This window comes from Rhizobiales bacterium NRL2 (assembly GCA_001664005.1).
Lineage (GTDB): Bacteria > Pseudomonadota > Alphaproteobacteria > Minwuiales > Minwuiaceae > Minwuia.
In genome coordinates this window covers 1681792-1707486 of the sequence record CP016093.1, presented here as the reverse complement: position 1 = coordinate 1707486, position 25695 = coordinate 1681792, and the positions used below count along the sequence as shown (strand labels likewise).

The window sequence follows — 25695 nt, the reverse complement described above, 5'->3', positions numbered from 1 at the left end:
CGGATCGGCACGCGCCGCGCTCCGGCCGCCGGCCTCAGGCCTGTGTGTCCACCCTCTGGCCGGCGGAACGGCTCTGCGCCTTCGTCACCACCACGCGTGCGGGACGCAGCAGACGACCGTTCAGGGTGTATCCGGTCTCGATCACCTCGATGCAGATCCCCGGCGGCGCGCCGGGCACGTCGATCTCGGTCATGGCCTCGTGCAGGTTGGGGTCGAACTTCTGGTCCCTGGCCTCGATCACCCGGATGCCATGACGTTCGAAGATCTGCTGCAGCGCGGCCCGGGTGATCTTCACACCCTCCAGCACCGCCATGGTGTTCTCGTCCGCCCCCTCCTCCGGCGCGGCGTCAATGGCCCGCTGCAGGTTGTCGGCGACCTCGCACATGTCGCGCGCGAACTTCTGGACGGCGAACTTCTGGGCGTCCTCGCGGTCGCGCTGCGCGCGCTTGCGGGTGTTCTCCAGCTCCGCCAGCGTGCGCACCAGCCGGTCCTTCAGCGATGCGTTCTCCTCGGTCAGCACCGCCAGTTCGTCCGGCTCGCCGGCGACCTCGTTCTCGGGCGGCGCGGCCGGCGCGTCGGGCTCCTGGTCCATGTCGTTCGCCGCCTGCTCAGCCGCCTCCGCCGCCGCATCCTCGCTGTCGGCGATTTCCTCGGTCGGCCGGCTCTCGTCGACCTTGTCCTCGGGCAACTTCTTGCCGTCTTCCTGCATCATCGTTCGGTCCTGAATTCTGGAGGGCGCATCGTGGGCCGAGGCTCAGCCGATCAGCTTTCCGATCACGCGCGCGGTGTAGTCCACCATGGGAATGATGCGCGCGTAATTCAAGCGCGTCGGGCCGATCACGCCGATCGAGCCGACGATCTGCTGATTGCTGTCGGAGAAGGGCGCGACAATCATCGAACTGCCCGAAAGGCTGAACAGCTTGCTCTCGGAGCCGATGAAGATGCGCACGCCCTCGCCCTCGCCGGTGAGGTCGAGCATGTTCACCAGGTCGCTTTTCGTCTCGAGATCGTTGAACAGGCGCCGCACCCGCTCCAGATCCTCGATCGCCTGCACATCCTCCAGCAACCGTCCGCTGCCGCGGATGATCAGGCGGCTGGAGCCGTCGCCGCCGGCCCAGTCGGCGAGGCCCGCCTCCACCACCTGGGACGCCAGCGCGTCGAGCTGCGCCTGATGTTCCTCGATCTCCTTCAGGATCGCGTCCCTGGCCTCGGTGATCGTGCTGCCCCGCAGCCGCTCCGAGAGGTAGTTTCCCGCCTCCTCCAGCGACGAGGGCGGCAGCCCGGGCGGCAGCGCGATCAGCCGGTTCTCGACCACGCCGCCGACCGTGACCATGACCACCAGCGCCTTGTCGGGCGCCAGGCTGACAAACTCCAGATGCTTGAGGGGCTGATCGTTCTTGGGCACCGTGACCAGCCCGGCGTAGCCCGACAGCGTCGACAGCATGTCGCTGGCCTGGGTAAGCATGTCCGTATAGTTGCGGCCGACAGCGACGCAATGCCCCTCGATCGAGGCCCGCTCGTCATCGGTCAGATCGCCGATTTCGAGGAATCCGTCGATGAACAGCCTCAAGCCCACTTCCGTCGGCATGCGGCCGGCCGAAGTGTGCGGCGAGTAAAGCAGCCCAAGCTCTTCCAGGTCGGACATCGTGTTGCGGACGGACGCTGGCGAAAGCGCGGTATGGAGCCGGCGGGAGATCGTACGCGAACCGACCGGCGCCCCCGTCTCCAGATAGCCCTCAACGATATGTCGGAAGATCTCGCGGCTGCGTTCGTCCAGTGACTGAATGACGGCCTTGTCGTGCATCTTCCCATGTTACCGAAAAACGGATGTGGTGCGGAAGTTAGGGACGCCCCGGTCCGGGGTCAACGTTCTCGACCCGGTTCCCCCCGCCCCTCATATGGCCTAGAAGCACGTTCCGAAGACAAGGAGAAACGAAATGCCACGACCTTCGGGCCGCGCCGCCGACGAGATGCGACAGGTCACGATCGAGCCAGGCTTCGCCAAGTACGCGGAAGGCTCCTGCCTGATCCGCTTCGGCGACACGCATGTCCTCTGCGCCGCCTCGATCGAGGAGCGTGTGCCGCCATGGCTCAGGAACTCGGGCCGCGGCTGGGTCACGGCCGAGTACGGCATGCTGCCGCGCTCGACGCACACGCGCACCGACCGCGAGGCGGCGCGCGGCAAGCAGTCCGGCCGCACGCAGGAGATCCAGCGCCTGATCGGCCGTTCGCTGCGCGCGGTGACCAATCTGGAAGGCTTCGGCGAACGCCAGATCCGCGTCGACTGCGACGTCATCCAGGCTGACGGCGGCACCCGCACCGCCTCCATCACCGGGGCGTGGATCGCGCTGCATCTCGCGTTCGAGAAGCTGGTCGAGAAGCAGGCCATTCCCGCCATCCCGCTGATCGGCCATGTGGCCGCGATCTCCTGCGGCATCTTCGGCGGCGCGCCGGTGCTGGACCTGGACTACGCCGAGGATTCGAACGCGGAAACGGACGGCAACTTCGTCATCACCGACGGCGGCACGCTCTGCGAGATCCAGGCCACCGCCGAGGGCACGCCCTTCACGGACACGGAGTTCCTGGAGCTGCTGCGCTTGGCGAAGAAGGGCTGCGCGGAGCTCTGCGAACATCAGCGGCGGGCCATCGGAGGCTGATCATGACGCGCAAGCTGACCGAGAAGCGGATCGTCGTCGCCAGCCACAACAGGGGCAAGGTCCGCGAGATCGCCGATCTGGTGCAGCCGCACGGCATCGAGACCGTCGCCGCCGCCGACCTCGATCTGCCGGAGCCGGAGGAAACCGAGGACAGCTTCACCGGCAATGCGCTGCTGAAGGCGCGGGCGGCGGCGAAGGCGGCGGACATGCCGGCGCTGGCCGACGATTCGGGGCTTGCGGTGGCGCTGCTCGACGGCGCGCCGGGGATCTACTCGGCGCGCTGGGCCGGCCCGGACAAGGACTTCGCGCTGGCCATGGAGAAGGTCGAGAACGCCTTGCGCGAACAGGGCGCCTCCGACCGCTCCGCGCGCTTCGTCTGCGCCCTCGCGCTGGCCTGGCCGGACGGCGGCGAGGCCGTCTTCGAAGGCACGGTGGAAGGGCAACTGGTCTGGCCGCCGCGGGGCGAGCACGGCTTCGGCTATGACCCCATCTTCCTGCCCGACGGGCACGACGTGACCTTCGGCGAGATGCCGCCCGACGAGAAGCACGCCATCAGCCACCGTGCGGACGCCTTCCGACAGCTTCTGGAATCCTGCCTTTGACCGGACACGCGATCTACGTCCACTGGCCGTTCTGCATCTCCAAGTGCCCCTATTGCGACTTCAACAGCCATGTCCGCGAGACCGTCGACGAGGCCGCCTGGGCGCAGGCGATGGGCCGGGAGATTGCCTGGTGGGGCGAGCGCTTCGACGGCCGGGCGACATCGGTCTTCTTCGGCGGCGGCACGCCCTCGCTGATGCCGGCCTGGCTGGTCGACGGAATTCTCCGGAACATCGACGGCGCCTTCGGTCTGGCCCCGGACTGCGAGATCACGCTGGAGGCCAACCCCTCCTCGGTCGAGGCGGGACGGTTCCGGGATTTCCGGGCCGCCGGCGTCAACCGCCTCAGCCTGGGCGTACAGAGCTTCGACAATGACGCGCTGAACTTCCTCGGACGCGCCCATGACGCGGGCCAGGCGCTCGCCGCCATCGAGACCGCGCGGCAGAGCTTCGACCGCTTCTCCTTCGACCTGATCTACGCCCTGCCCGGCCAGGACGCGGCGCGCTGGCGCGCCGAGCTGGAGCAGGCCATAGGCCTCTCGGCCGGGCACCTTTCGCTCTACCAGCTCACCATCGAGGCCAATACGGGCTTCGCCGGCGCCGTCCGCCGCGGCGCCTGGTCGCCGATGGACGACGATCCGGCAGCCGACCTCTACGAGATGACGCAGGATATCTGCGAAGCGGCCGGCATGCCCGCCTACGAGACCTCGAACCACGCCGCGCCGGGCCATGAGAGCCGCCACAACCTCGCCTACTGGCGCTACGGCTCGTGGATCGGCGTCGGGCCGGGCGCTCATGGCCGCCCGCTGGGCGCCGACGGCGCACGCTTCGCCACCGCCAACTGGAAGAAGCCCGAGAGATGGCTCGAAGCGGTCGGACGCGAAGGCCGGGGCGCGGACGAGTACCGGAAGCTCGACCCGGACGAACAGGCCGAGGAAGCGATGCTGATGGGGCTTCGCCTCGCCGAAGGCGTCGACATCGCAGCGCTGCGGCGGGAAACCGGCCGGCCCCTGGAGGCGTTCGTCGATACCGATGCCGCAGCGCAACTGGCCGCGCAGGGCCTGATCGAACTGGACACCGAACGGCTCCGGATCCTGCCGGCAGGACGGCTGCTGCTGGACGCCATCGCCTCGCGGCTGATCGCCGAGCGCGCGGCGGCATGAGCGCGGAGGCGGAGCGGCCGCTCGGCCGCAACATCGCGCTGATCGTCTTCGGCGCCTTCATGTGCCTGCTGTCCAGTGTCGGCCAGACCTATTTCATCTCGCTGTTCGGCGGCGAGATCCGCGCCGATTTCGGCCTCAGCCACGGCGAATTCGGGCTGGTCTACATGATCGGCACCATCGCCAGCGGCGCGACGTTGATCCTGTTCGGGCGTATCGTCGATCACCTGTCGCTGGCCGGCAGCTCCTTCGTCGTGCTGCTCGGCCTGGCGGGGGTGGCCGCCTTCGCCGGGCTGGCATGGTCGGCCGTCGCACTGACCGTCGCGATCTTCGGCCTCAGGCTGTTCGGGCAGGGCATGTCGACCCATGTCGGAATCACAGCAATGGCGCGGCATTTCGAGGGGTTCCGGGGCCGCGCGATCTCCATCGCCTCGCTGGGTCACGCCATCGGCGTCGCCGCATCCCCGCCCTTCGTCATCTTCCTGGTGGCCTGGCTCGGCTGGCGCAACGCCTGGTTCGCCACCGCGGTGCTGGTCCTCGCGCTGATTCCGGTCGTGCCGATGCTGCTGCGCCGGACGGGCTGGCAGCGGCCGGAGAGAGACAGCGGCCCGGCGGCGAGCGCGGAAGACCGCCGGCGTTCGGGCGACTACAGCCTGTCGGACGCGCTGCGCGATCCGGGCCTGTGGCTGCGCATGCCGGCGCTGCTGGCCCCGGCCTTCATCTCGACGGGCTTCTTCTTCCACCAGGTCCACCTCGCCGGCGCCAAGGGCTGGGACATCGAGACCATGGCGTTCTCCTTCTCGGCTTTCGCGGCGACCACCGTGGCGGGGCTGCTGGTCGGCGGCGCGCTGGTCGACTGGCTGGGCGCGCGGCGGCTGGTCAGCGTCTTCCTGACGCCGCTGGCGGCTTCCGCCCTCGTGCTCTGGGCCGGCGACGATCCGGCGACCGCACCGGTCTTCCTCGGCCTGATGGGCTTCGGCGCCGGCCTCACCCAGGTCCTGCTCGGCGCGCTCTGGGCCGAACTCTACGGCACGCGCCACATCGGTTCGATCCGCGCCTTCGCCACGGCAATGATGGTGTTCTCCACCGGGCTCGCGCCTTTCGTCATGGGCTACGCCATCGATGGCGGCACCACGATGGAGACCATCGCCGTCTGGTCAGCGCTCTATTGCCTGGGCGCGTCCGTCTTCTCGACGCTGGCCGCCCGCTTCGGCGTTGCCGTCCGGCGCTAGGCGCCGTCCGCCTCGCGGCCCGACTCGGCAACAAAGTCCCGCGTCCAGGGATCGTGGTCGGCGCGGCTCAGATTGTCGGCCACGTCCCGCTGCAGGCCGGCGATATCGATCTGATGAAAGGAACCGCCGCCCAGCCGGGCCGCCGCTGCAGCTGCTGCGCGGCCCATGGCGAAGCACGGGCCCATCACCCGGACGCTGGCGAGCGCGGCGGGTTCGGCGTCGATGCAGCGGCCTGCCGTCACCACGTTGTCCAGGCCCTTCGGCACCATCGCGCCGAAGGGGACGTAGTGCATGTGATCGGCGTCGAAGACCTCCCAGTGGGTATCCGCCATCTCCGTGTGCAGCTCGATCGGCCAGCTGCAGCGGACCACGGCGTCGTCGGGCTTCCGACCCTGGCGCACGTCATCAACTGTGATGCGGCTCCGGCCCCGGATTGTCCGCGTCTGGCGGATGCCCGGCTGGCCGTAGAGCGCCACCCGGACCTTGCCGAAGGCGTCGGGAAACTCGTCGCGGAACAGCGCCAGCAGGCCGTCGATCTGCCGCCGGCCCGCGATGCCCGACAGCGCCAGGCCGACGGCTTCCTGCGGCGTCTCGATATGGGTCATGTTGAGCAGAACGCGGCCGCCCCGGGCGACGGGAAAGATGAAACCGTCATGGCGCACCAGTCCGAATTCGTCGCCGCGGCGGCGCATCGCCTCGTGGAAGGTGTCCCGGGGCCAGGATCCGCAGAGGTCAGTGTCGACGTCCTCGAAGACGGCCATGATGGTGCCGTAGATGTCCTGATCCGCCTGGTTCAGCTCAAGACCCGCGAGCCAGGACAGGACGGCGTCGCCGGAAGCATCGACGAAGGCGTTGGCGCGGACCTCGTAGTCGCCCCAGCGCGTAGTCAGATGCAGGACCCGGATACGTCCGTCCTCGACCGTGACTTCCCTGAGGACTGCCCCGGTGAGCGGCGTCACCCCGCGGTCCGCCACGGCGTCCTCGGCCCAGCGCATCCAGGCGTTGATCGAGTAGTCCAGGATCAGGGTGTTGCGGGCGCGACGCGCGGCGGCGTCGCCGTTGGCCGTCAGCGCCGCCAGCATCTCGTCCATGACCCCGTAGGTGACGCGGTGCGGCCCCTCGCCATTGGCGTAGAGGCCGCAGATCGTGCCGATCGCGCTGCCGATCGCCTGACCGCCGAGCTGCGGCGAGGCGTCGACGACGATCACGCTCTGACCCAGGGAGCGGGCCTCGAGCGCCGCGGACAGCCCGGCCGCGCCGGATCCCACGACGCAGAGATCGGCCTCCAGCGACCGCGTGGCGTCCGCAGGCCGCCGAACGGTGATCATCCCCGGATGTTGCGCCATCTGCATTCTCCCCCTGTTTGCGGAGACTATAGAGCAAGGGCCGGCGGGCTGCATTGCTCCGCCACGGCTGAGCGCCTAAGAATGCGCCGGTTCCGGGAGGGAGAATTCAATGGCGCGGTCGGAACACATCCTCGTCACGGGCGGCGGCATCGGCGGCCTTGCGGCGGCGCTGGGGCTGTCGTCGAAGGGCTTCCGCGTCACGGTGCTGGAGCAGGCCCCCGCCTTCGGCGAGATCGGCGCCGGCATCCAGCTCGGCCCCAACGCCTTCCATGCCTTCGACTGGCTCGGCGTCGGCGAGGGCGCGCGGGCGACGGCCGTCTACATCGACGGGCTGGTGTTGATGGACAGCCTGTCCGACGAGGAGATCTGCCGGATACCGGTCGACGCGCCCTTCCGCGAGCGTTTCGGCAATCCCTATGCCGTCTGCCACCGGGCGGACCTCCACAAGGTGCTGCTGGACGCCTGCGCCGCGCGGCCGAATGTGGCGCTGCTTACCGATCAGCGGATCACGGACTACGCGCAGGACGGAGATACGGTCACGGTGCGCACCGCCGCGGGCGGAAAGCATCGCGGCGATATCCTGATCGGCGCCGACGGCCTCCGCTCGGCCGTGCGCGCGCAGCTCGTCGGCGACGGCGAGCCTCGGGTCTCCGGTCACACAACCTACCGATCCGTCATTCCGGTCGAACGGATGCCGGAGGAACTGCGCTGGAACGCGGCGACGCTCTGGGCCGGGCCGAAATGCCATATCGTCCACTACCCGCTCAGCGGCTGGAAACTGTTCAACCTGGTGGTCACTTTCCATTCGGATGCTTCGGAACCGGTGACCGGGGTTCCGGTGGACAAGGATTTCGTACGCAAGGGATTCGACCACATCGCCGACCGCCCCCGCGCCATCATCGATCTGGCCGACGACTGGCGGATGTGGGTGCTCTGCGACCGCGACCCGGACGGGAACTGGGTCGACGGGCGCGTGGCTCTGCTGGGCGATGCGGCGCATCCGATGCTGCAGTACATGGCGCAGGGGGCCTGCATGGCGCTGGAAGACGCGGTCTGCCTGTCGCACTTGCTGGACAGCCAGCCCGACGCCGGGAAGGCCCTGCTGGCCTATCGCGACATGCGTGTCGCACGCACGGCCCGGGTCCAACTCTCGTCGCGGCTGATCGGCGACTATGTCTACCATGCCGCCGGTCCGGTCCGGCTGGTCCGCAACCAGATGCTGGGCGGCCGCGACCGCGAGCAGCATTACGACAGCATCGCCTGGTTATATGGTGGGACGGGCCTCGCGCCCTGAACGGAGGTCAGCCGGACTGGAAGCCGCTGTCCGGTTCTCCGGCGGATATCAGGTCGACCTGACGGGCCATCAGGCCCTTGTCACCTTCCTCGACCAGGGCCTGAACCTGCTGGCCGGGCTGCACGCTGGTCAGACCAGCGCGGCGCAGCACCTCGATGTGCAGGAAGATGTCGGGCGTGTTCTCGCCCACCGAGAGGAAGCCATATCCACGGATGCGGTTGAACCACTTCACCGTGGCGGTGATCGATTCCAGATCGCCCGATACCGTCTCGGGGGCCGGCTGGCCGGGTTCGCCGGCAGGCTGTCGCGCTGCGGATTGCGCGACCGCTGCCTCGTTCGCCGTGGCGGGCCGCACCTGAAGCACCGAAACCGCTTGCAAACCACGGGGGCCGTCGCTGACCTCGCACCAGATTTCCGAACCTTCCTCGATGAAGGAGAGCCCGGCCTTGCGCAAACACGACAAATGCAGGAAGACATCGGAGCCGTCCGGGGTGGTCACGAACCCGTAGCCCTTGACGTAGTTGAACCACTTGAGGCGACCGCCAACTTCGAATGTCTGCTTTTCAGCGACCTCGTGAGCCATGCCCCTCCTCACTCCGGTCTCGTGTACTGGCACCATAGCCTACGCAACGCGTTAGAGTAACATAATCAAGTGTCGATACGAAAGCGCAAATATGAATAGCTCATCCATATTGATACCCGCTTTGGTATCGGAAATACCTTATTACCGCCGGGTTACGACGTCAAAGAAATGAAACAGAGCGCCGGGGACTGGCTGGACGCCGCACAACCCGCCCTCGAGGCGGAGGCGGCTGGTCTGTTTGCGACAGCCGCGCGCCATTGGCTGAACCTGGTTCGCCGCCATCCGGACGACGCGGAACTGCGCTGGCGCCACGCCGAGGCGCTGCGTCTCGACGGCGACAGGGACGGCGCACGCCAGGCGCTGCGCAAGGCGCTGGTCACGCGCCCCGACCACGCCGGCGCCGCCTTCCGATTCGCCGAGATGCTGTTTCAGGACGGCGATGCCGCCGAGGGCATGGTCTGGCTGAAACGGATCATGGCGCGGCGGCCCGACGATGACGAGCTTCGGATCGGCGTGCTGGAGTTCTGCGCCCGTCACGGCATGATCGGCCAGGTCCGGGTACAGGCGGAACGCATGCTTCGCGGCGAGCGGCGACCTTCGGCCCGGCTGTCAACGGCGCTTGCCTTCCTGTTCGGCTGCATGGGCGATCACGGCATGGCGCTGGAGGCGGCCCGTGCGGCCATGGCCGCGCGGGAGGCGCCGGCGGGAAGCGCCCTGCTCGCCGCACACTACGCCGAACTGGCCGGCGCCCCGGAGGAAGCCGGACGCATCCTCGGAGAACTGATCGAAAGGATGCCATCGGGCGCCGCCTGTGGCCGCCGGGCGCGCGCACTGGCCGAATCGGGCGAGGCGGACGCCGCCGCCGCCGCAATCGGTTCGGCGCTCCTGACCTTCGCAACGATGCCCGAGCATCTCGCCGACATGGCGCACATGCTTGCGGCGCCACGTCATGCCCGAATGTGCGGCGTCCTGCTCGATGCGCTGCAGGCCGGAGCGGCGAGCGGACGCGAGGACGCCCGGGTCGCGCTGGCGCTGGTGCACTACCGGCTGGGAGACTGGCGCGAGACCGGCCGGCTGCTCGCCGCGGCCCCATCCCTGCAGGGACACCCGGCGCTGACTGTTGCCCGCGCGAACATCGCGGCGACGGCGGATTTGCTCGAGGCCGGAAGTGGCAAGATGCCGGCGGATGCCCTGGCGCACGGCCTCCCCGGTCCGCCGCGCGGAACGTCCGTGGCCGCAGACGGTCTCGTCGTGCTTCTCGACCGCGAAGGCTGGACCGGCCGCCAGCGTGGTATCATGGAAGTGGCGAAGCTGGCCGCCGAGCGGCATGGCATGAAGGTCTCGGTCATCCAGCGCGCGCCGCCCGGGATCGACACCGCGGCCGCCGCAGATGCGGCGCGGCTCGCCGGCGCGCTCGCCGGCATCGCCGACTATGTCGTCATCGACCCCGCCGAGGCGTCGCCTGCGGAGGATTCCGCGCTCGGCTATCTCACGCCCGCGCTGGCCGCCGAAACCGGCGCGCTGCAGCACGCCATCGCCGAAAGACGGCCGGCCACGGTCCATCTCGCCAGCGCAGATATGATGATGGCTGGCGGACTCGGCGCGGTGATGGCAGGCGTCCCGCGCCTGTTCCTGCACGCGGGCGCGGACTGGCTGAGCGACGGCCCGCAGGGCAGCCGGGCCTTCCGCTCGGCGTTCGCCTATCTGGCGCGCCGGCCCCGGGTCCGGATCGTGGCTGCGTCCGATGCGAGCGGCGAGGCGCTGAGAGCATATGCGCCGGAAGGCGCCCGCCGACCGTTGCAGATCCCCACCGCCGTCGACAGCCGGGATCTGCGGCGGCGCTCCGGCGGGCGGGAACGGCGGCGCGCTGCCGAACTGCTGGAACTCGGCGAGGGCGCGGATTTCCTTTCGGTCTTCGGCGCGTTGACCGAAGAGGCCGGACTGGCGGAACTGCTCGAGCGCCTGGACGCAGATGCTCTGCCGCCACGCATCGTGGTCTGGCGCCACGCCCCCGGCCCGGCGGCCCTCACCGGCCTGGGCGGGTCGGCCGGCATGGCCCTGAGGCGGCGGCGCTGGCCGATCGAGCCGGCCCCTTTCCTGGGTCACGCCCGGCTGGCCATCGCCTGGAACGCCACCGAGCGCCATCGCCTGACCGTCCTGCAACATGTGATCATGGGCGTACCGGTGCTGCTGGCCGATTCCCCGGATCTGGAGGATCTCGCCGGCTCCGACGGCGCTGCCATGGCCCTCGCCACGTCCGAACCGGACGCCGCGGCCCGGGAAACGACGCGCTGGCTCGGCGATGCGGCGCTGCGGCGGGAGACAGCGGAGGCGGCGGCGCGCAACGTCCGCCGCGTCCACAATGTCGAGCGCGCCCTGCGCCGGGTGATCCGTCTTCACCCCCGAAACGTGTAAGTTTCGCTGGTCATACGCAGTTGCATCGGGGTCCGCCGCCGGGATAAGCATTGGCGAGGCTCCGGCGACCGCCGGATGGAACGCCAAGGGGGATGGCAGTCGGAATGTCGCGCGCTCTGGGTTTGCTGGTGGTGCTTGCCGCGACATGGCTGCTGCTCTCCGGCATTTACGACTATGCCCTGCTCTACTGGCTTGGCGCCGCCTCGGTCATCGCCTGCGTGTTGCTGGCCGCCCGGATGGATGTGGTCGATCATGAAGGCGTGCCCTTCGACCTGGGCTGGCGCATCCTGGTCTACTGGCCCTGGCTGTTCGTCGAGATCGTCAAGGCCAATTTTGACGTCATCGGCCGGCTGATGCGCCCGAACCCCGCCATCTCGCCGACCCTGATCCGCTCCATGCCGCTGCAGAAGACCGATCTGGCGAAAGTGACCTACGCCAACTCGATAACGCTCACGCCCGGCACCTTCTCGATCGACATCGACCACGAGCACGGCATTCTCGTCCATGCGCTGTCGCGCGAAGGCGCCGAAGGCGTGCTGTCGGACGACATGAACCGCCGCTGCGAACGCCTGGAGAGCACTCGTCTGCACCGCAAGGCGGGCGTGAAATGACCATGTTCGCCGCCGCAGCGCTTGGCCTGCTGGCCGCCATGGCGCTGGCCATCACGCGCGCCCTGCTGGGCCCGACGATCTATGACCGGATCATGGCCGTGAACATGTTCGGGACCAAGACGGTGCTGTTGATCGCCGTGCTCGGATTTCTCGCCGGCCGGCCGGATTTCCTCGACCTTGCGCTGCTCTACGCGCTGATGAACTTCATCGGCACCATCGCGGTGCTGAAATACGTCCGCTACCGCGATCTCGGGCAATCGAGGTACGGCGAATGAGTCTCTGGGCGGAAATCCTTGTCTGGATTCTGGTGGGATCGGGGGCCTTCTTCACGGTGGTCGGCGCCTGGGGCGTCGTGCGCCTGCCCGACCTCTACACGCGCATGCATGCGGCCAGCGTCACCGACACGCTGGCGACGTTCCTCATCCTGGCCGGCTGCGCCGTGCCGGTGCTGCTCGCGGGCGACTGGCTGATCGCGATCAAGCTGTTCTTCATTCTGGTCTTCCTCTGGTTCACCAGTCCGATGGCGTCCTACGCACTGGCGCATGCGGCCTTCTTCGATGGCGACAAGCCCGTTCTCGACCATGACCTGACCGAGGACAGGGAGGGGAGCGCATGAACTGGGAAGCCATCATCAACATCGTCCTGCTGGCGCTGCTGGTGGTGATCACGCTCGGCATCCTGCGCCTGCGCAATCTGTTCGCCGTGGTCATGCTCTCGGGCATCTTCAGCCTGATCATGGCCTCGGTCTTCACGGTTCTCGACGCCGTCGACGTGGCCTTCACCGAGGCGGCGGTTGGCGCCGGCATTTCCACGATCCTGGCGCTGTCGACGCTGGCCCTGATCGACAACCGCCGGGAAAAGGTGCCCTCCAGGCTACGCTTCACGCCCCTGCTGGTCTCGGTGGCGACCGGCGCGGCCCTGCTGTGGGCGATGGGCGGCCTGCCGCCGGTGGGCGCCCCGGACACGCCGGCGCAGCAGCACGTGGCGCCCTACTACATCCACCAGGCCCCGCAGGAGATCGACGTCCCCAATCTCGTCACCGCCGTGCTCGCCAGCTACCGCGGTTTCGACACGCTGGGCGAGGTGGCCGTGATCTTTACCGCCGGCGTCGGCGTCATGTTCCTGCTCGGCACCCTGCCGGCGATCGGCGCGCGGCCACGGCGGCGCAAGGAGGGTGACGGAGAATGATCCATCACCTGATTCCACGCGTCCTCTCGAAGCTGCTGATCCCGTTCATCGTCCTGTTCGGGTTCTACGTGCAGTTCCATGGCGACTTCGGTCCGGGAGGCGGCTTCCAGGCCGGCGTGATCGTCGCCGCCGGGATCATCCTCTACGCGCTGATCTACGGCCTCGACGCCGCCGAGACCGTGATTTCACCCGGCGTGATCGGCGTGATCATGGCGCTGGGCCTGCTGCTGTATGCCGGCGTCGGTGTCGCCACCATGGCGCTGGGCGCGGAGTTCCTGAACTACAACGCCCTCGACAGCCACGACCCCGTGCACGGCCAGCACATGGGCATCCTGATCATCGAATTCGGCGTCGGTGTCACCGTCGCCGCGGTGATGCTGACGATCTTCTTCAAGTTCGCCGACCGGCTGAAGCTGATCCGCGACCTGGAACAGATGCACGGCGACGACGAGGACGTCCGATGACCGGTCTGGAACAGTACAATTACTGGATCTTCGCGATCCTGCTGACGATCGGCATCTATATCGCCATCAGCCGGGGAAATCTGGTCAAGAAGGTCGTCGGCCTGAACATCTTCCAGGCCAGCGGCTTCCTGCTCTACATCAGCTCCGGCAAGATCTGGGGCGGTACCGCGCCGATCCTGATGGAGGGAACCGACGCGACCTACGCCAATCCCCTGCCGCACGTGCTGATCCTGACCGCCATCGTCGTCGGCGTGGCGACCACGGCCATTGGCCTGGCGCTGGTGGTCCGCATCAAGGAAGCCTACGGCACGATCGAGGAGGATGACGTGCTGGCCGCCGAGGCCGCCTTCGAGGCGGAGATGCGTCAGGAGGCCGGGAAGTCATGAGCGCCACAGGGGGCGCACTGACCCTGATGGACAACCTGCCGGCGCTGCAGGTCGCCGTGCCGTTGATTGCGGCTCCGATCTGCACCTTCCTGCGCTTCCGCAACGGCGCCTGGGCCTTCGCGCTGCTGGTCAGCGCCGCGGTGTTCTGGATGTCCTGGCTGCTGCTGCAGCAGGTGCTCGCCGACGGCGTCATCTCCTATCACATGGGCGGATGGCCGCCGCCTATCGGCATCGAGTACCGCGTCGACCGGGTCAACGCCTTCGTCATTCTGATCGTGGCCATGATCTCGCTGATCACCCTGCCCTTCGCCAAGGCGACGGTGGAGCGGGAGGTGCCGGCGGACAAGCATCACCTGTTCTACGCCGCGTGGCTGCTCTGCATCACCGGCCTGCTGGGCATCGCGATCACCGGCGACGCCTTCAACGTTTTCGTCTTCCTGGAGATATCGTCCCTGTCGAGCTACGTGCTGATCGCCGCCGGGCGCGACCCCAGGGCGCTGACGGCGTCGTTCCAGTACCTGATCCTCGGCACGCTGGGCGCGACCTTCATCCTGATCGGCGTCGGCCTGCTCTACATCATGACCGGCACCCTCAACATGATGGACCTCGCCGACCGGATCCCGGCGATCGCCCACACGGCTCCGGTCCGGGCGGCGGCCGGCTTCCTGACCGTGGGCATCGCGCTCAAGGCCGCGCTGTTCCCGGCGCATTTCTGGCTGCCCAACGGTTACGCCTTCAGCCCCAATGCGGTCTCGGTCCTGCTCTCGGCGACGGCGACCAAGGTCTCGATCTACCTGCTGCTGCGTTTCGAACTCACGGTCTTCGGCGACGTCGATGCGGTGGGGGATTTCAGCTTCGCCAACCTACTGCTGCCTTTCGCCGTCGCCGCCTTCGTCCTCGGATCCGTCTCGGCGATCTTCCAGAGCGACGTCAAGCGGCTGCTCGCCTATTCGTCGGTGGCGCAGATCGGCTACATGATCGCCGGCCTCGGCCTCGGTTCGGTCGACGGCGTGACGGCCGGCATCGTGCACCTGTTCAACCACGCACTGATGAAGGCGGCGCTCTTCATGGCCGCCGGCGCGGTCTTCATGCGGGCCGGCGGCGTGCAGCTCGCCAACTTCGCGGGCATGGGCCGGCGCATGCCGCTGACCATGTTCGCCTTCGTGCTGGCGGGGCTGAGCCTGATTGGCGTGCCGCTGACCGTCGGTTTCGTTTCCAAGTGGTATCTGGTGCTCGCCGCACTGCAGACCGGACCCGGCGGCTATGTCATTGCCGGCCTGATCCTGGCGAGTTCCCTGATGGCCGTCATCTATGTCTGGCGCGTGGTCGAGGTCGCCTATCTGCGCGATCCCGAACCCGATGCGCCGCGCCACGAGGCGCCGCTGTCGGTGCTCGCGCCCATGTGGCTGCTGGTCGTCGCCTGCTTCTGGTTCGGCATCGACAGCAGCTTCACCGTCGGCATCGCCCGCGACGCCGCGATCCAGCTCATGGGGCCGGGCCAGTGACGGTGGATATGCAGATACTGCTGACAGTCGCCGTGCCGCTGATCGGCATGGTGGGCATCGCGCTTGCCGGACGCTGGCCGAACCTGCGCGAGGGCGTGACGCTGCTGACGGCCACGGTCAATGCGGTCAACGTCTGGACCATCCTGCCGGTCGTGCTGGAAGGCGGGCGGCCCGCGGTCAGCGTGATCGAGATCCTGCCCGGCCTGCCGCTGAAGTTCGAGGCGGAGCCGCTCGGCATGATGTTCGCGGCGGTCGCGGCGACGCTCTGGATCGTCAATTCGATCTATTCGATCGGCTACATGCGCGGCAACAACGAGGTCCGCCAGACCCGCTTCTACGCCTGCTTCGCCCTGGCCATCGGCGGGGCCATGGGTGTCGCCTTCGCGGGCAACCTGCTGACGCTGTTCATCTTCTACGAGGTGCTGACGCTCTCCACCTACCCGCTGGTGATCCACAAGGAAACCGAGGAAGCGCGCCGGGGCGGGCGCACATATCTCGGCATCCTGATCGCCACTTCCATCGGTCTGCAGCTTCCCGCGATCATCTGGACCTGGCACCTGACGGGCACGCTGGATTTCGTTCCTGGCGGGACGCTCGCGGGCAAGGTGCAGGGGGTTTCCGCCGGCCTGCTGCTGGCGCTCTACATGTACGGCATCGGCAAGGCGGCGCTGATGCCGGTCCATCGCTGGCTGCCGGCCGCGATGGTGGCGCCGACGCCGGTCTCGGCGCTGCTGCATGCCGTGGCCGTGGTCAAGGCCGGCGTCTTCACGGTGCTGAAGGTGATCGTCTACGTCTTCGGTCTCGACCTGATGTCGTCGGAGCCCGCGACCAACTGGCTGATCTACGCCGCCGCCATCACGCTGACGCTGGCCAGCCTGATCGCCATGCAGCAGGACAACCTGAAACGACGGCTGGCCTATTCCACCGTCAGCCAGCTTTCCTACGTCATCCTGGCGGGGGCGCTGGGCACGGCCATGGGCGTGGTCGGCGGCGGCATGCACATCGCCATGCACGCGGCAGGCAAGATCACGCTGTTCTTCTGCGCCGGCGCGATCTACGTCGCCGCGCACAAGAGCGAGCTTTCCGACATGAAGGGAATCGGCCGGGTGATGCCGGTGACGACCTTCTGCTTCATGATCGGAGCGCTGTCGGTGATCGGCCTGCCGCCCCTCGGCGGATCGTGGTCGAAGATGCTGATCATGGTCGGCGCGGCGGACGCCGGCTTCCAGATCATGATCGGCGTGCTGATCCTGAGTTCCCTGCTCAACGTCGCCTATCTGATGCCCGTGCCGCTGCGCGGCTTCATGTTCCGCCCACCCGATGCGGGCGATGGCCCGGTCAAGGTCAGGGAGGCGCCCCTGCCCTGCCTGATCGCCATCGTCATCACCTCGGCGCTGTGCATCGTGCTGTTCTTCGGCGCGGGCGAGATCTACGACATGCTGCTGCCGATCACCGAACCCGGGGGAGGCCGGCTATGAGCGGCCGCACCCTCTACCGCATGCTGCTCGCGCTGTGCGCCGTGCTGCTGCTGGTCGACGTGGCCAACCTGGCGCTGCACGTCATTCACCATCATCCCAAATTCGCGATCGAGGAGATCCCGAACTTCTACGGCTTCTACGGTCTCGTCGGCGGCGTGCTGCTGGCGCTGCTGGCGGAGCGGATCGGCAACGCACTGACGCGCGGGGAGGGCTACTACGACGATGACGTGGGCTGACCTGCCGCCGGGCCTGGTGCTGATTCTGGGCGGTGTCCTCGCCGCCGTGTTGCCGCATGCGTTGCGCAAGGCACTGACGCTCGTCCTGCCGCTCGCCGGAATGCTGCATCTCGCCGCGCTGCCGGAGGGCGTCCACGTGCTCGGCACGGTGTTCGGCATGGACCTGATCGGCAGCCGCGTCGACGGCCTCGCCCTCGTTTTCGGGGCGATCTTCTACGCCGCCGCCTTCCTCGCCGCCGTCTTTCACCTGCATGTCCGCGACCGCATGCAGGATGTCGCGGCCATGGCCTATGCCGGCGCGGCGGTGGGCGCGGTGTTCGCCGGCGACCTGGCGACGCTGTTCGTCTACTGGGAGTTGACGGCCATCGCCTCCGTCTTCCTGGTCTTCGCCGGCCGCACCGACGCCGCCTACCGCGCCGGCATCCGCTATCTGCTGGTCCAGATCACCTCGGGCGTGCTGCTGATGGGCGGGCTGGTGCTGCACTGGCGCGCGACCGGCTCGGTCGCCTTCGACGACATCGGCCTGGACTCGGCCGGCGCGGTGATGATCTTCCTCGCCTTCGGCATCAAGTGCGGCTTCCCGCTGCTGCATGGCTGGATCGCCGACGCCTATCCGCGCGCCAGCATCACCGGCGCGGTCTTCCTCTCGGCCTTCACCACCAAGCTCGCGGTCTATGCGCTGGCCCGCGGCTTTCCGGGCACCGAACTGCTGGTCTGGATCGGCGCGGCCATGGGCGTTCTGCTGGCGCTGCTGTCGCTGAAGGCGACCGACATCCGCCGCATCCTGGCCTACAGCCTGAACAGTCAGCTCGGCATCATGGTCGCAGGCGTCGGCATCGGCACGCCGCTGGCGCTCGACGGCGTCGCCGCCCACGCCGTGGTCTCCATCCTCTACACTGCGCTGCTGTTCATGGCCGCCGGCGTCGTACTCCACCGCACCGGCCGCTCGGAGGCCAGCGCACTCGGCGGGCTGGCCACGCGCATGCCCTGGACGCTCGCCGCCACGCTGGTGGCCGCGGCGACGATCTCCGCCCTGCCGCTGACCGGCGCCTTCGTCTCCAAATCGCCGATCCTGACCGCTGCCGGATCCGAAAGCGGCTGGCTGGCCTGGAGCCTGTTGCTGCTCGGCGCGGTCGGCGCCATCGCCCATACAGGTCTGCGCCTGCCCTGGCTGATCTTCGCGGGCCGGAGAGAGGCCCCCGTGGAGATCCGGCAGACGGCGCCCGCGAACATGTACGCCGCGATGGCCGGAACGGCCGCCCTCTGCATCGCCATCGGCCTTGTCCCGGGTCTCTATTACGGCTGGATGCCCAACGCCTCCGACTACGAGGTCTATTCGGCCAGCCACGTGCTGACCCAGCTCCAGCTCGTCGCCTTCGCCGCGCTGGGCTTCGTCTGGCTGGTCCGCTCGGGCCTGATGTCACGGCCCGCGGCCCCGGCCACATTGCTGGACGCCGACTGGTTCTATCGGCGGGGGCTGCAGGACGTCTGGCGGAAGACCGTCGAATGGGGCGGCGAGATCGGCCGCGCCGGCCGCAGCGGCCTGCACGGCTGGGTCCAGGCGATCATGCTGACCAGCCGCCGCCTGGCCGGGCCGGACGGGCCGCTCGGCCGCGCGGTCACGCCGGGCACGGCCGTGCTCTGGCTCACCGCCATGCTGGGCCTCTATCTCGTGGTATTCTACACCTGATGCCGAAGACCGTTCACCTGATCCGCCATGGCCAGTCCACCTTCAACGCCCACATGTCGCTGACGGGCGTGGACCCGATGACCTTCGACGCGCCGCTCAGCCCGAAGGGCGAACTGCAGGTCGAGACCCTGCGCGAGGCGATGTCGGCCCGGCCCGTGGACCTGGTGGTGACCACGCCCTTCACCCGCGCGATCCAGACCAGCCTCGGCGCCTTCGGTCAGCGCGGCCTGCCCCTGGTGGTGGAGGCGATGCACCGCGAGCATCTGGCGGCAAGCTGCGACGTCGGCCGCTCGCCCGCCATTCTGGCCCGCGATTTCCCGGAACTCGACTTCGATCACCTGAACGATCCCTGGTGGTATCACCGCCACGACCATGACGGTCCCTTCTCGGAGGAGCCGCAGGATCACGTCATGGACCGCGTCCACCGCTTCAAGGGCTGGCTCGCCAGCCGGCCCGAGCGCCACATCGCGGTGGTCGGCCACGGCACCTTCTTCTGGATGCTGACCGGCCGCTTCCTCAACAACGCCGAGGTCGCGACCCTGGAGATGTAGAAGGCCGCTGTCGCCGGCGTCGCGTCTATTCGTTCAGGATCGTGCAGTTCTCGCGCGCACACTCTGTCAAGGCCGCCTGCGCGGCCTCGCTCCATTCGTCCTCCGGCGCGTCCCCGTCCAGATAGCCCTTCTGCTTCAGCACGCTGATGTAGAGGGACTTGTAGACCCAGTGGTTGTCGGCGAGCCGCCTGTGTGTCGCGACCGCCGACTCGATATCGCCCTTCGCCGCGTGGATGCGCGCGAGCACGTAGACGCCAACCCCGTCCGCCGGATCGAGTCTGAGGTTCTCTTCCGCATGGAACAAGGCCTTGTCGAAATCGCGGACCTCGTCCGGCCCGAACGCGCGGAACTGCGCCAGCATGAAATGGGCCGCCGATACCGATGGATCGTGGCTGACGACGTCCTCATAGGCCGCGACGGCGGCGGCGCCATCGTTCAGATCCGCATAGGCTTCTGCCCTCTGGCCGTGGAGAAACGCGATATCCACGACCTCACCGATTGCATCTCCGGCTGCTGCGAGCGCCTCGTAGTTGGCGAGCGCCGCCCGGAGCCGGCCTTCGCGCTGCAGGGCGAGACCCAGGTTGAATCGCGTCAGGCTGTTGCCGGGCTGCAGATCGAGAGCCTTCTGGAAATCTGCGATGGCCCGGTCGTAACGCTCCAGACGCAGGAAGACGGTGCCCCGGTTGTTGTAAGCGTCCATTCGTGCGGGTTCGAGTTCGATTGCGGCGTCGTAGTCGTCGACCGCACCGCCGAGATCGCCGTTTTTCCGCTTCGCCAGGCCTCGGTTCAGCAGGGCATTGTAAAAGTCCGGCTGCAACTGAAGGGCGTAGTCGAGATCTGCGATGGCTTCGTCGTAGCGGCCGATTTCATCGAGGGCGTAGGCTGACCAGTAACGGGCGTCAGCCCGTACCGCGGCCTCCTCGCTCCACGCGGCAAGAATGTCGCAAAAGGCGATCTGAAGGCCCCATTCGAGTACGGGTTCGGCATCATAGGCGCAGTGGTACAGCAGGCCCATCGTATCAAACGTACCCTCGGCGTCGGGCGACAACACATCCGCTACCGCACACCAGGCCCGCTTCAACCGGATGTCGGGCTCGTCGCTACCGCAGCGTTCATGAAAATCGGCCGCTCCAAGCGCTATTTCCTTCGCGTCCGACGGGCCGATGCCTGCAAGACCGAAGACCGCGATTCCTGCCGCCACGCCCAGAACAATCGCCCGCATCGCTCCGCCCTCCTGCAACCCTGGATGGCTTCAGGCAATCACATGCACGCGAACAAATCAAGATCGAAGAGTCAGGCGGCCTTGCGCAGCCCCTCCTTCGTCACCCAGTGTTCGGTGTCGTCGAGAGCCTTCTCGAAGCGGTCGAACATCTCGTTGATCTCCGCTTCGGTGATGACCAGCGGCGGGCAGAAGCCCAGCGAATCTGTCATCGCCCGGGTGATGAGGCCGTGCTTGACCGCGAACTCGGCGCAATTGGCGCCCACCATCTTCTTCGGGTCGAAGGCCCGCTTCGTGGTCTTGTCGGCGACCAGTTCCACCGCGCCGACGAGGCCGACGCCGCGGACGTCGCCGACCAGCGGATGATCGCCCAGCTTGCGCAGGCGCCGCTGCATCACCGGCATGACCTCGCGGACATGTTCCAGGATGCGGCGTTCCTCCATCAGTTCCAGCGTGCGCACGGCGACCGCCGCGCAGACCGGATGGGCCGAATAGGTGAAGCCGTGGGCGAAGGTGCCGATCTTCTTCGACTGTTCGATCATGGCGTCGTGGATGCGGTCGTTGACCATCACACCGGAGATCGGGAGATAGGCCGAGGAGAGTTGCTTGGCACAGGAGACGGAATCCGGCTCGATGTCGTAGGTCTCGCAGCCCCACATGTTACCCGTCCGGCCGAAGCCGCAGATCACCTCGTCGGCGATCATCATGATGTCGTACTTCTTCAGCACCGCCTGGATCTTCGGGAAATAGCCGGCCGGCGGCACCAGCACGCCGCCCGCGCCGCAGACCGGCTCGGCGATGAAGGCGGCGACCGTCTCCGGCCCTTCCTGGAGGATGCGCTGTTCGAGCTGTTCCGCAAGGCGGGTCGAATATTCCTCCTCGGTCTCGCCCGGCTCCATGCCGCGATAGGGATAGGCCATGTCGACATGGCCGATATTGGCGATGGGCAGGTCGAACTCGGCATGGTTGGCCGGCAGTCCCGTCAGCGAAGCCGACGCGATCGTGACGCCGTGATAGCCCTTGATGCGGGAGAGGATCTTCTTCTTCTCCGGCCGGCCGAGGGCGTTGTTGACGTACCACTGCAGCTTGACCTGGCTGTCGTTGGCCTCGGAGCCGGAATTGGCGAAGAAGACCTTCGACATGCCCTTCGGCGCAATCGCCAGCAGCTTCTCGGCCAGTTCGATGGAAGGCATCGAGCTCTTGTGACCGAACTGGTGGTAGAAGGGCAGCTTGCGCATCTGTTCGACCGCCGCGTCGATCAGGGCTTCCTCGCCGAAGCCGAAGCTGGCGCACCAGAGGCCGGCCATGCCCTCAATGTATTCGTTGCCCTCGTCGTCCCAGACCATCACGCCCTTGCCACGGTCGATGATCATCGGACCCTTGGTCCGGTGCACGTCGAGATTGGTGTAGGGATGGATGATGCTTTCGATGTCGCGCGCGGACGGCGAATTGCCGATGTCGTTCATCTCTCGCCTCCAGGGGTTGGGTCGTCCGGTTCGTGCCGCGATCCTGCCAGAATACCGCACCGGCGGCGACTGCTTTGATCGTGGACCCGCCCGCACGGGCTCACGGGCGTGGCCCAAGCGGCTTGAAATGACCGGCGTTTTCTGCCCATTTCCCCCGGCCCGAAGCCTTCTGTGGACAAGCACGACCATGAACATGATCCCCTCCCCCAGGACCGTCGCCTTCCAGGGCGTCCCAGGCGCCTATTCGAACCTGGCCTGCCGGGAGGTCTTTCCGGAGGCGGAGGCGGTGCCGTGCAAGACCTTCGAGGCCGCCTTCGAGGCGGTGCGCAACGGCGACACCGATGTCGGCATGATCCCGATCGAGAACTCGCTGGGCGGGCGGGTCGCGGACATCCATTCGCTGATCCCGAAATCCGGCCTCTACATGGTCGGCGAGCACTTCCAGAAGGTCGAGCACATGTTGCTGGCGCCGAAGGGCGCGACGCTGGAAGGCCTGAAGCGCGTCTACAGCCACGAGCAGGCGCTGGCCCAGTGCCGGGACCTGATCGCCAATCTGGGTCTGGAAGCGGTGGTGCATGCCGATACCGCCGGCTCCGCGCAGGAAGTCGCCGAGCGCGGCGACCCGGAAGAGGCGGCCATCGCCTCCAGCCTCGCCGCCGAGATCTACGGCCTCGAGCCGCTGCGCAGCCGCATCGAGGACAAGATCGGCAACACCACCCGCTTCATCGTCATGGCGCGCCAGCGCATGGACCCGCCGCCGACCGACCCGGCGATCACCAGCCTGCTGTTCCAGGTGCGCAGCGTCCCGGCCGCGCTCTACAAGGCGCTGGGCGGCTTCGCGACCAACGGCGTCAACGTGGTCAAGCTGGAGAGCTATATCGTCGACATGAGCTTCACGGTGGCGCAGTTCTACGCCGAGATCGAAGGCCACCCCGCCGCGCGCGAGGTCGACCGCGCGCTGGAGGAGGTCCGTTTCTTCTCGACCAGCGTGAAGGAACTTGGCGTCTATCCTGCGCATCCCTTCCGTCGACAGGGGTAGCAGCGGAGACACATGCATCTGCAGCCGGAGATATTCGTATCGGAGAAGGCCCGGACGCTGTTCGAGTACTGGCTGTCCCTGGCCCCGCCCGGCCAGCCGCCGCGCCGGCGCGATTTCGATCCCGCCGCCGTCCCCGACCTGCTGCCCGAAATCCTGATGGTGCGGCCGACCGATGACGGCGATTTCAGGATTTCGCTGCTCGGCACCGCCCAGCGCGAGGCCTTCGGCGAGGAACTGACCGGCGAGAGCATCTTCGCGCGCATCGGCCGGCGGGAGGCGGAGCGCCTCCGGCAGATCCAGACCGAGGCGCTGACCGGCCGCAGCGGCTTTGTCACCCTGCGCCAGTTCTATCGCGACAACGGCAAGCACTGGACGGTTCAGGGCCTGGCATTGCCCATGCTGGGCGACGGCGGGATCGTCAGCCGCAACCTCGCCGGCTTCTTTCCCCTGACGGCGGCGGAATTCGGCGAACGGCGCGGCGCTGGCCTGGACGTGGACAGGACCACCCTGCAGGGCGCCTGGCGCTATGACATCGCCCGCGGCACCTTTGCCGTCGCCCGCCTGGACTGAGGCGCGCGTCCACCCGTTCCTGGTTGCGCGCCTTTCCCGCATTCCGCCCGCGGCGGCCTTGTGATAGCTAACGGGAAAGCACGAAGACGCACCGGGGAGGGTGAACCGATGGGCCGTTATGACGACGTCTACAACGCCTGGCGCAAGGATCCGGAAAGCTTCTGGGCCGAGGCCGCGAAGGAAATCGACTGGGTCAAACCCTGGGACAGGGTACTGGACGATACCAACCCGCCGTTCTACCGCTGGTTCGCCGGCGGCGAACTGAACACCGCCTACAACTGCCTGGATCGCCATGTCGAGGGCGGCCGCGCCGACCAGGCGGCGATCATCTACGACAGCCCGATGACGGGAAATGTCGAGCGGCTGACCTATCGCGATCTGCGCGACCGGGTGGCGCTGTTCGCCGGCGCGCTGTGCGCCCGCGGCGTGGGCAAGGGCGACCGCGTGATCATCTACATGCCGATGATTCCGGAGACGGCAGTGGCCATGCTGGCCTGCGCGCGGATCGGCGCAGTGCATTCGGTGGTCTTCGGCGGCTTCGCTCCCAACGAGCTCGCCACCCGCATCGACGACGCAAAGCCGAAGCTGATCATCGCCGCGACCTGCGGCCTGGAACCGGGCCGGGTGATCGAATACATGCCGCTGATCCACAAGGCGATCGACCTGTCGAAGCACAAGCCGGACGGCACCATCGTCTACGCGCGCCCCGAAGTCCCGGCGTTCGACATGCGCGCCGGCGACATGCTCTGGGACGACGCGCTGAAGGACGCGGAGCCGGCCGAATGCGTTACCGTGAAGGCGACGGATCCGCTCTACGTCCTCTACACCTCCGGCACGACGGGCCAGCCCAAGGGCGTGGTGCGCGACAATGGCGGCCACGCCGTGGCGTTGAAATGGTCCATGAAGAACCTCTACGACGTCGATCCGGGCACGACCTTCTGGGCGGCCTCCGACGTCGGCTGGGTGGTGGGCCACAGCTACATCGTCTACGCGCCGCTGCTGCACGGGGCCACGGCCATCCTGTTCGAGGGCAAGCCCGTCGGCACTCCGGACCCCGGCACCTTCTGGCGCGTCATCGCCGACCACGACGTGCAGGTGATGTTCACCGCGCCGACCGCCTTCCGGGCCATCAAGCAGCAGGATCCGAAGGGCGAGTTCATCGGCAAGTACGACCTGTCGAAGTTCCGCATCCTGTTCCTGGCCGGGGAGCGCGCGGATTCCGACACCATCCAGTGGGCCGAAAAGCAGCTCGAGGTGCCGGTGATCGATCACTGGTGGCAGACCGAGACCGGCTGGCCCATGGCGATCAACCCGATGGGCATGGAGGCCCTGCCGGTGAGGTACGGCAGTCCGGGCAAGCCGGTGCCAGGCTATGACATCCGCATCGTCTCCGAACAGAACGAGGAAGTGAAACGCGGCGACATGGGCGCGATCGTGGTGAAGCTGCCGCTGCCGCCGGGCGCGCTGCCGACGCTGTGGAACGCCGACCAGCGCTTCCGCGACGCCTATCTCACCGACTATCCCGGCTACTACAAGACCGCCGACGCCGGCTATATGGACGAGGATGGCTATCTCTACGTCATGGCCCGCACCGACGACATCATCAACGTCGCCGGTCACCGCCTCTCCACCGGCGCCATGGAAGAGGTGCTGTCCCAGCATCCCGACGTGGCCGAGTGTGCGGTCTTCGGCGTCGCCGATCAGATGAAGGGGCAGTTGCCGCTCGGCATGATCGTGCTCAAGGCGGGCGTCGAGCGCGATGTCGACGAGATCCGCAACGACTGCATCCAGATGATCCGCAACCAGATCGGCGCGGTGGCCGCTTTCCGGCTGGTGACGCCGGTCAAGCGCCTGCCCAAGACTCGCTCGGGCAAGGTGCTGCGCGCGACCATGCAGAAGATCGCCGACGGGGAGGAATTCAAGACGCCGGCGACGATCGACGATCCGGCGATCCTGGACGAAATCCGCGTCTCGCTGGAGGACCTGGGCTACCCGAAACGGTGACC

Annotated in this window: 26 protein-coding genes; 20 read left to right on the top strand and 6 right to left on the bottom strand. The window is 67.6% G+C overall.

Annotation, left to right across the window (positions count from 1 at the left end):
* Positions 1-34: 34 nt before the first annotated feature.
* Positions 35-709, bottom strand: coding sequence for a hypothetical protein (locus TEF_07915; GenBank protein ID ANK83350.1), 675 nt, complete (start codon positions 707-709; stop codon positions 35-37).
* A 45-nt stretch (positions 710-754) separates the two neighbouring features.
* The gene (gene hrcA / locus TEF_07910) at positions 755-1804 is read right to left on the bottom strand and encodes a heat-inducible transcriptional repressor HrcA (protein ANK80731.1); all 1050 of its coding nucleotides are present in this window, start codon (positions 1802-1804) and stop codon (positions 755-757) included.
* Positions 1805-1937: 133 nt separating this feature from the next.
* Here hrcA and TEF_07905 point away from each other — a divergent pair, with 133 nt between their 5' ends.
* The 4 genes from TEF_07905 to TEF_07890 are packed head-to-tail and all read left to right on the top strand — an operon-like array spanning position 1938 to position 5648.
* Positions 1938-2657: a ribonuclease PH gene (locus tag TEF_07905; GenBank protein ID ANK80730.1), complete on the top strand. Its 720-nt coding sequence runs from the start codon at positions 1938-1940 to the stop codon at positions 2655-2657.
* Entirely contained in the window at positions 2654-3259 is a 606-nt protein-coding gene (locus TEF_07900; protein ANK83349.1) for a non-canonical purine NTP pyrophosphatase, RdgB/HAM1 family, read from the top strand. Before TEF_07905 ends, TEF_07900 begins: the two co-directional genes overlap by 4 nt.
* Positions 3256-4419 (top strand): coproporphyrinogen III oxidase, encoded by a 1164-nt coding sequence (locus TEF_07895; GenBank protein ID ANK80729.1) that lies wholly within the window; start codon positions 3256-3258, stop codon positions 4417-4419. The genes TEF_07900 and TEF_07895 overlap by 4 nt, the downstream gene beginning before the upstream one ends.
* Positions 4416-5648 carry a hypothetical protein gene (locus tag TEF_07890; GenBank protein ANK80728.1) on the top strand — a complete coding sequence of 411 codons (1233 nt, stop codon included), beginning with the start codon at positions 4416-4418 and terminating at the stop codon, positions 5646-5648. The genes TEF_07895 and TEF_07890 overlap by 4 nt, the downstream gene beginning before the upstream one ends.
* On the opposite strand, the gene TEF_07885 is transcribed toward TEF_07890, so the two are convergent.
* Complete coding sequence (locus TEF_07885; protein ANK83348.1) at positions 5645-6994, bottom strand: hypothetical protein; 1350 nt, start codon at positions 6992-6994, stop codon at positions 5645-5647. The two genes, TEF_07890 and TEF_07885, sit on opposite strands and share 4 nt — an antisense overlap.
* 109 nt (positions 6995-7103) lie before the next feature.
* On the opposite strand from TEF_07885, the gene TEF_07880 reads away from it, so the two are divergent.
* Complete coding sequence (locus TEF_07880) at positions 7104-8288, top strand: salicylate hydroxylase (GenBank protein ANK80727.1); 1185 nt, start codon at positions 7104-7106, stop codon at positions 8286-8288.
* A gap of 7 nt (positions 8289-8295) precedes the next feature.
* On the opposite strand, the gene TEF_07875 is transcribed toward TEF_07880, so the two are convergent.
* A complete protein-coding gene (locus tag TEF_07875; GenBank protein ID ANK80726.1) occupies positions 8296-8871 on the bottom strand; it encodes a hypothetical protein in 576 nt (191 codons plus the stop codon).
* A 168-nt stretch (positions 8872-9039) separates the two neighbouring features.
* Between TEF_07875 and TEF_07870 the strand changes: the two genes are divergently transcribed.
* The 12 genes from TEF_07870 (at position 9040) to TEF_07815 (ending at position 19395) form a co-directional block, all read left to right on the top strand.
* Positions 9040-11286, top strand: coding sequence for a hypothetical protein (locus TEF_07870; GenBank protein ANK80725.1), 2247 nt, complete (start codon positions 9040-9042; stop codon positions 11284-11286).
* A gap of 104 nt (positions 11287-11390) precedes the next feature.
* On the top strand, positions 11391-11897 hold the full coding sequence (locus TEF_07865; GenBank protein ANK80724.1) for a hypothetical protein: 507 nt from the start codon (positions 11391-11393) through the stop codon (positions 11895-11897).
* A 2-nt stretch (positions 11898-11899) separates the two neighbouring features.
* Entirely contained in the window at positions 11900-12172 is a 273-nt protein-coding gene (locus TEF_07860; GenBank protein ANK80723.1) for a pH regulation protein F, read from the top strand.
* Positions 12169-12513: a hypothetical protein gene (locus TEF_07855; protein ANK80722.1), complete on the top strand. Its 345-nt coding sequence runs from the start codon at positions 12169-12171 to the stop codon at positions 12511-12513. The genes TEF_07860 and TEF_07855 overlap by 4 nt, the downstream gene beginning before the upstream one ends.
* Entirely contained in the window at positions 12510-13085 is a 576-nt protein-coding gene (locus TEF_07850) for a cation:proton antiporter (protein ID ANK80721.1), read from the top strand. The genes TEF_07855 and TEF_07850 overlap by 4 nt, the downstream gene beginning before the upstream one ends.
* Positions 13082-13549 (top strand): cation:proton antiporter, encoded by a 468-nt coding sequence (locus TEF_07845; GenBank protein ANK80720.1) that lies wholly within the window; start codon positions 13082-13084, stop codon positions 13547-13549. The genes TEF_07850 and TEF_07845 overlap by 4 nt, the downstream gene beginning before the upstream one ends.
* Positions 13546-13935: a Na+/H+ antiporter subunit C gene (locus TEF_07840; GenBank protein ID ANK80719.1), complete on the top strand. Its 390-nt coding sequence runs from the start codon at positions 13546-13548 to the stop codon at positions 13933-13935. The genes TEF_07845 and TEF_07840 overlap by 4 nt, the downstream gene beginning before the upstream one ends.
* A gap of 23 nt (positions 13936-13958) precedes the next feature.
* Positions 13959-15440, top strand: coding sequence for a cation:proton antiporter (locus TEF_07835; GenBank protein ID ANK83347.1), 1482 nt, complete (start codon positions 13959-13961; stop codon positions 15438-15440).
* Between the two features lie 8 nt (positions 15441-15448).
* Positions 15449-16918, top strand: coding sequence for a cation:proton antiporter (locus TEF_07830; GenBank protein ANK80718.1), 1470 nt, complete (start codon positions 15449-15451; stop codon positions 16916-16918).
* Positions 16915-17154, top strand: coding sequence for a hypothetical protein (locus TEF_07825; GenBank protein ANK80717.1), 240 nt, complete (start codon positions 16915-16917; stop codon positions 17152-17154). The genes TEF_07830 and TEF_07825 overlap by 4 nt, the downstream gene beginning before the upstream one ends.
* Entirely contained in the window at positions 17141-18844 is a 1704-nt protein-coding gene (locus tag TEF_07820; protein ANK80716.1) for a hypothetical protein, read from the top strand. Before TEF_07825 ends, TEF_07820 begins: the two co-directional genes overlap by 14 nt.
* Positions 18844-19395: a hypothetical protein gene (locus tag TEF_07815; protein ANK80715.1), complete on the top strand. Its 552-nt coding sequence runs from the start codon at positions 18844-18846 to the stop codon at positions 19393-19395. The genes TEF_07820 and TEF_07815 overlap by 1 nt, the downstream gene beginning before the upstream one ends.
* Before the next feature lie 25 nt (positions 19396-19420).
* Here TEF_07815 and TEF_07810 read toward each other — a convergent pair whose 3' ends face one another.
* Both TEF_07810 and TEF_07805 read right to left on the bottom strand, forming a co-directional pair.
* The gene (locus tag TEF_07810; GenBank protein ANK80714.1) at positions 19421-20410 is read right to left on the bottom strand and encodes a hypothetical protein; all 990 of its coding nucleotides are present in this window, start codon (positions 20408-20410) and stop codon (positions 19421-19423) included.
* A gap of 278 nt (positions 20411-20688) precedes the next feature.
* Positions 20689-22080: an aminotransferase gene (locus TEF_07805; protein ID ANK80713.1), complete on the bottom strand. Its 1392-nt coding sequence runs from the start codon at positions 22078-22080 to the stop codon at positions 20689-20691.
* A gap of 193 nt (positions 22081-22273) precedes the next feature.
* Between TEF_07805 and TEF_07800 the strand changes: the two genes are divergently transcribed.
* The 3 genes from TEF_07800 (at position 22274) to prpE (ending at position 25693) form a co-directional block, all read left to right on the top strand.
* Positions 22274-23119 (top strand): prephenate dehydratase, encoded by an 846-nt coding sequence (locus tag TEF_07800; GenBank protein ID ANK83346.1) that lies wholly within the window; start codon positions 22274-22276, stop codon positions 23117-23119.
* 12 nt (positions 23120-23131) lie between these two features.
* Entirely contained in the window at positions 23132-23689 is a 558-nt protein-coding gene (locus TEF_07795; GenBank protein ANK80712.1) for a hypothetical protein, read from the top strand.
* A 108-nt stretch (positions 23690-23797) separates the two neighbouring features.
* Positions 23798-25693 carry a propionyl-CoA synthetase gene (gene prpE / locus TEF_07790; GenBank protein ID ANK80711.1) on the top strand — a complete coding sequence of 632 codons (1896 nt, stop codon included), beginning with the start codon at positions 23798-23800 and terminating at the stop codon, positions 25691-25693.
* The last annotated feature ends 2 nt before the right edge of the window (positions 25694-25695 follow it).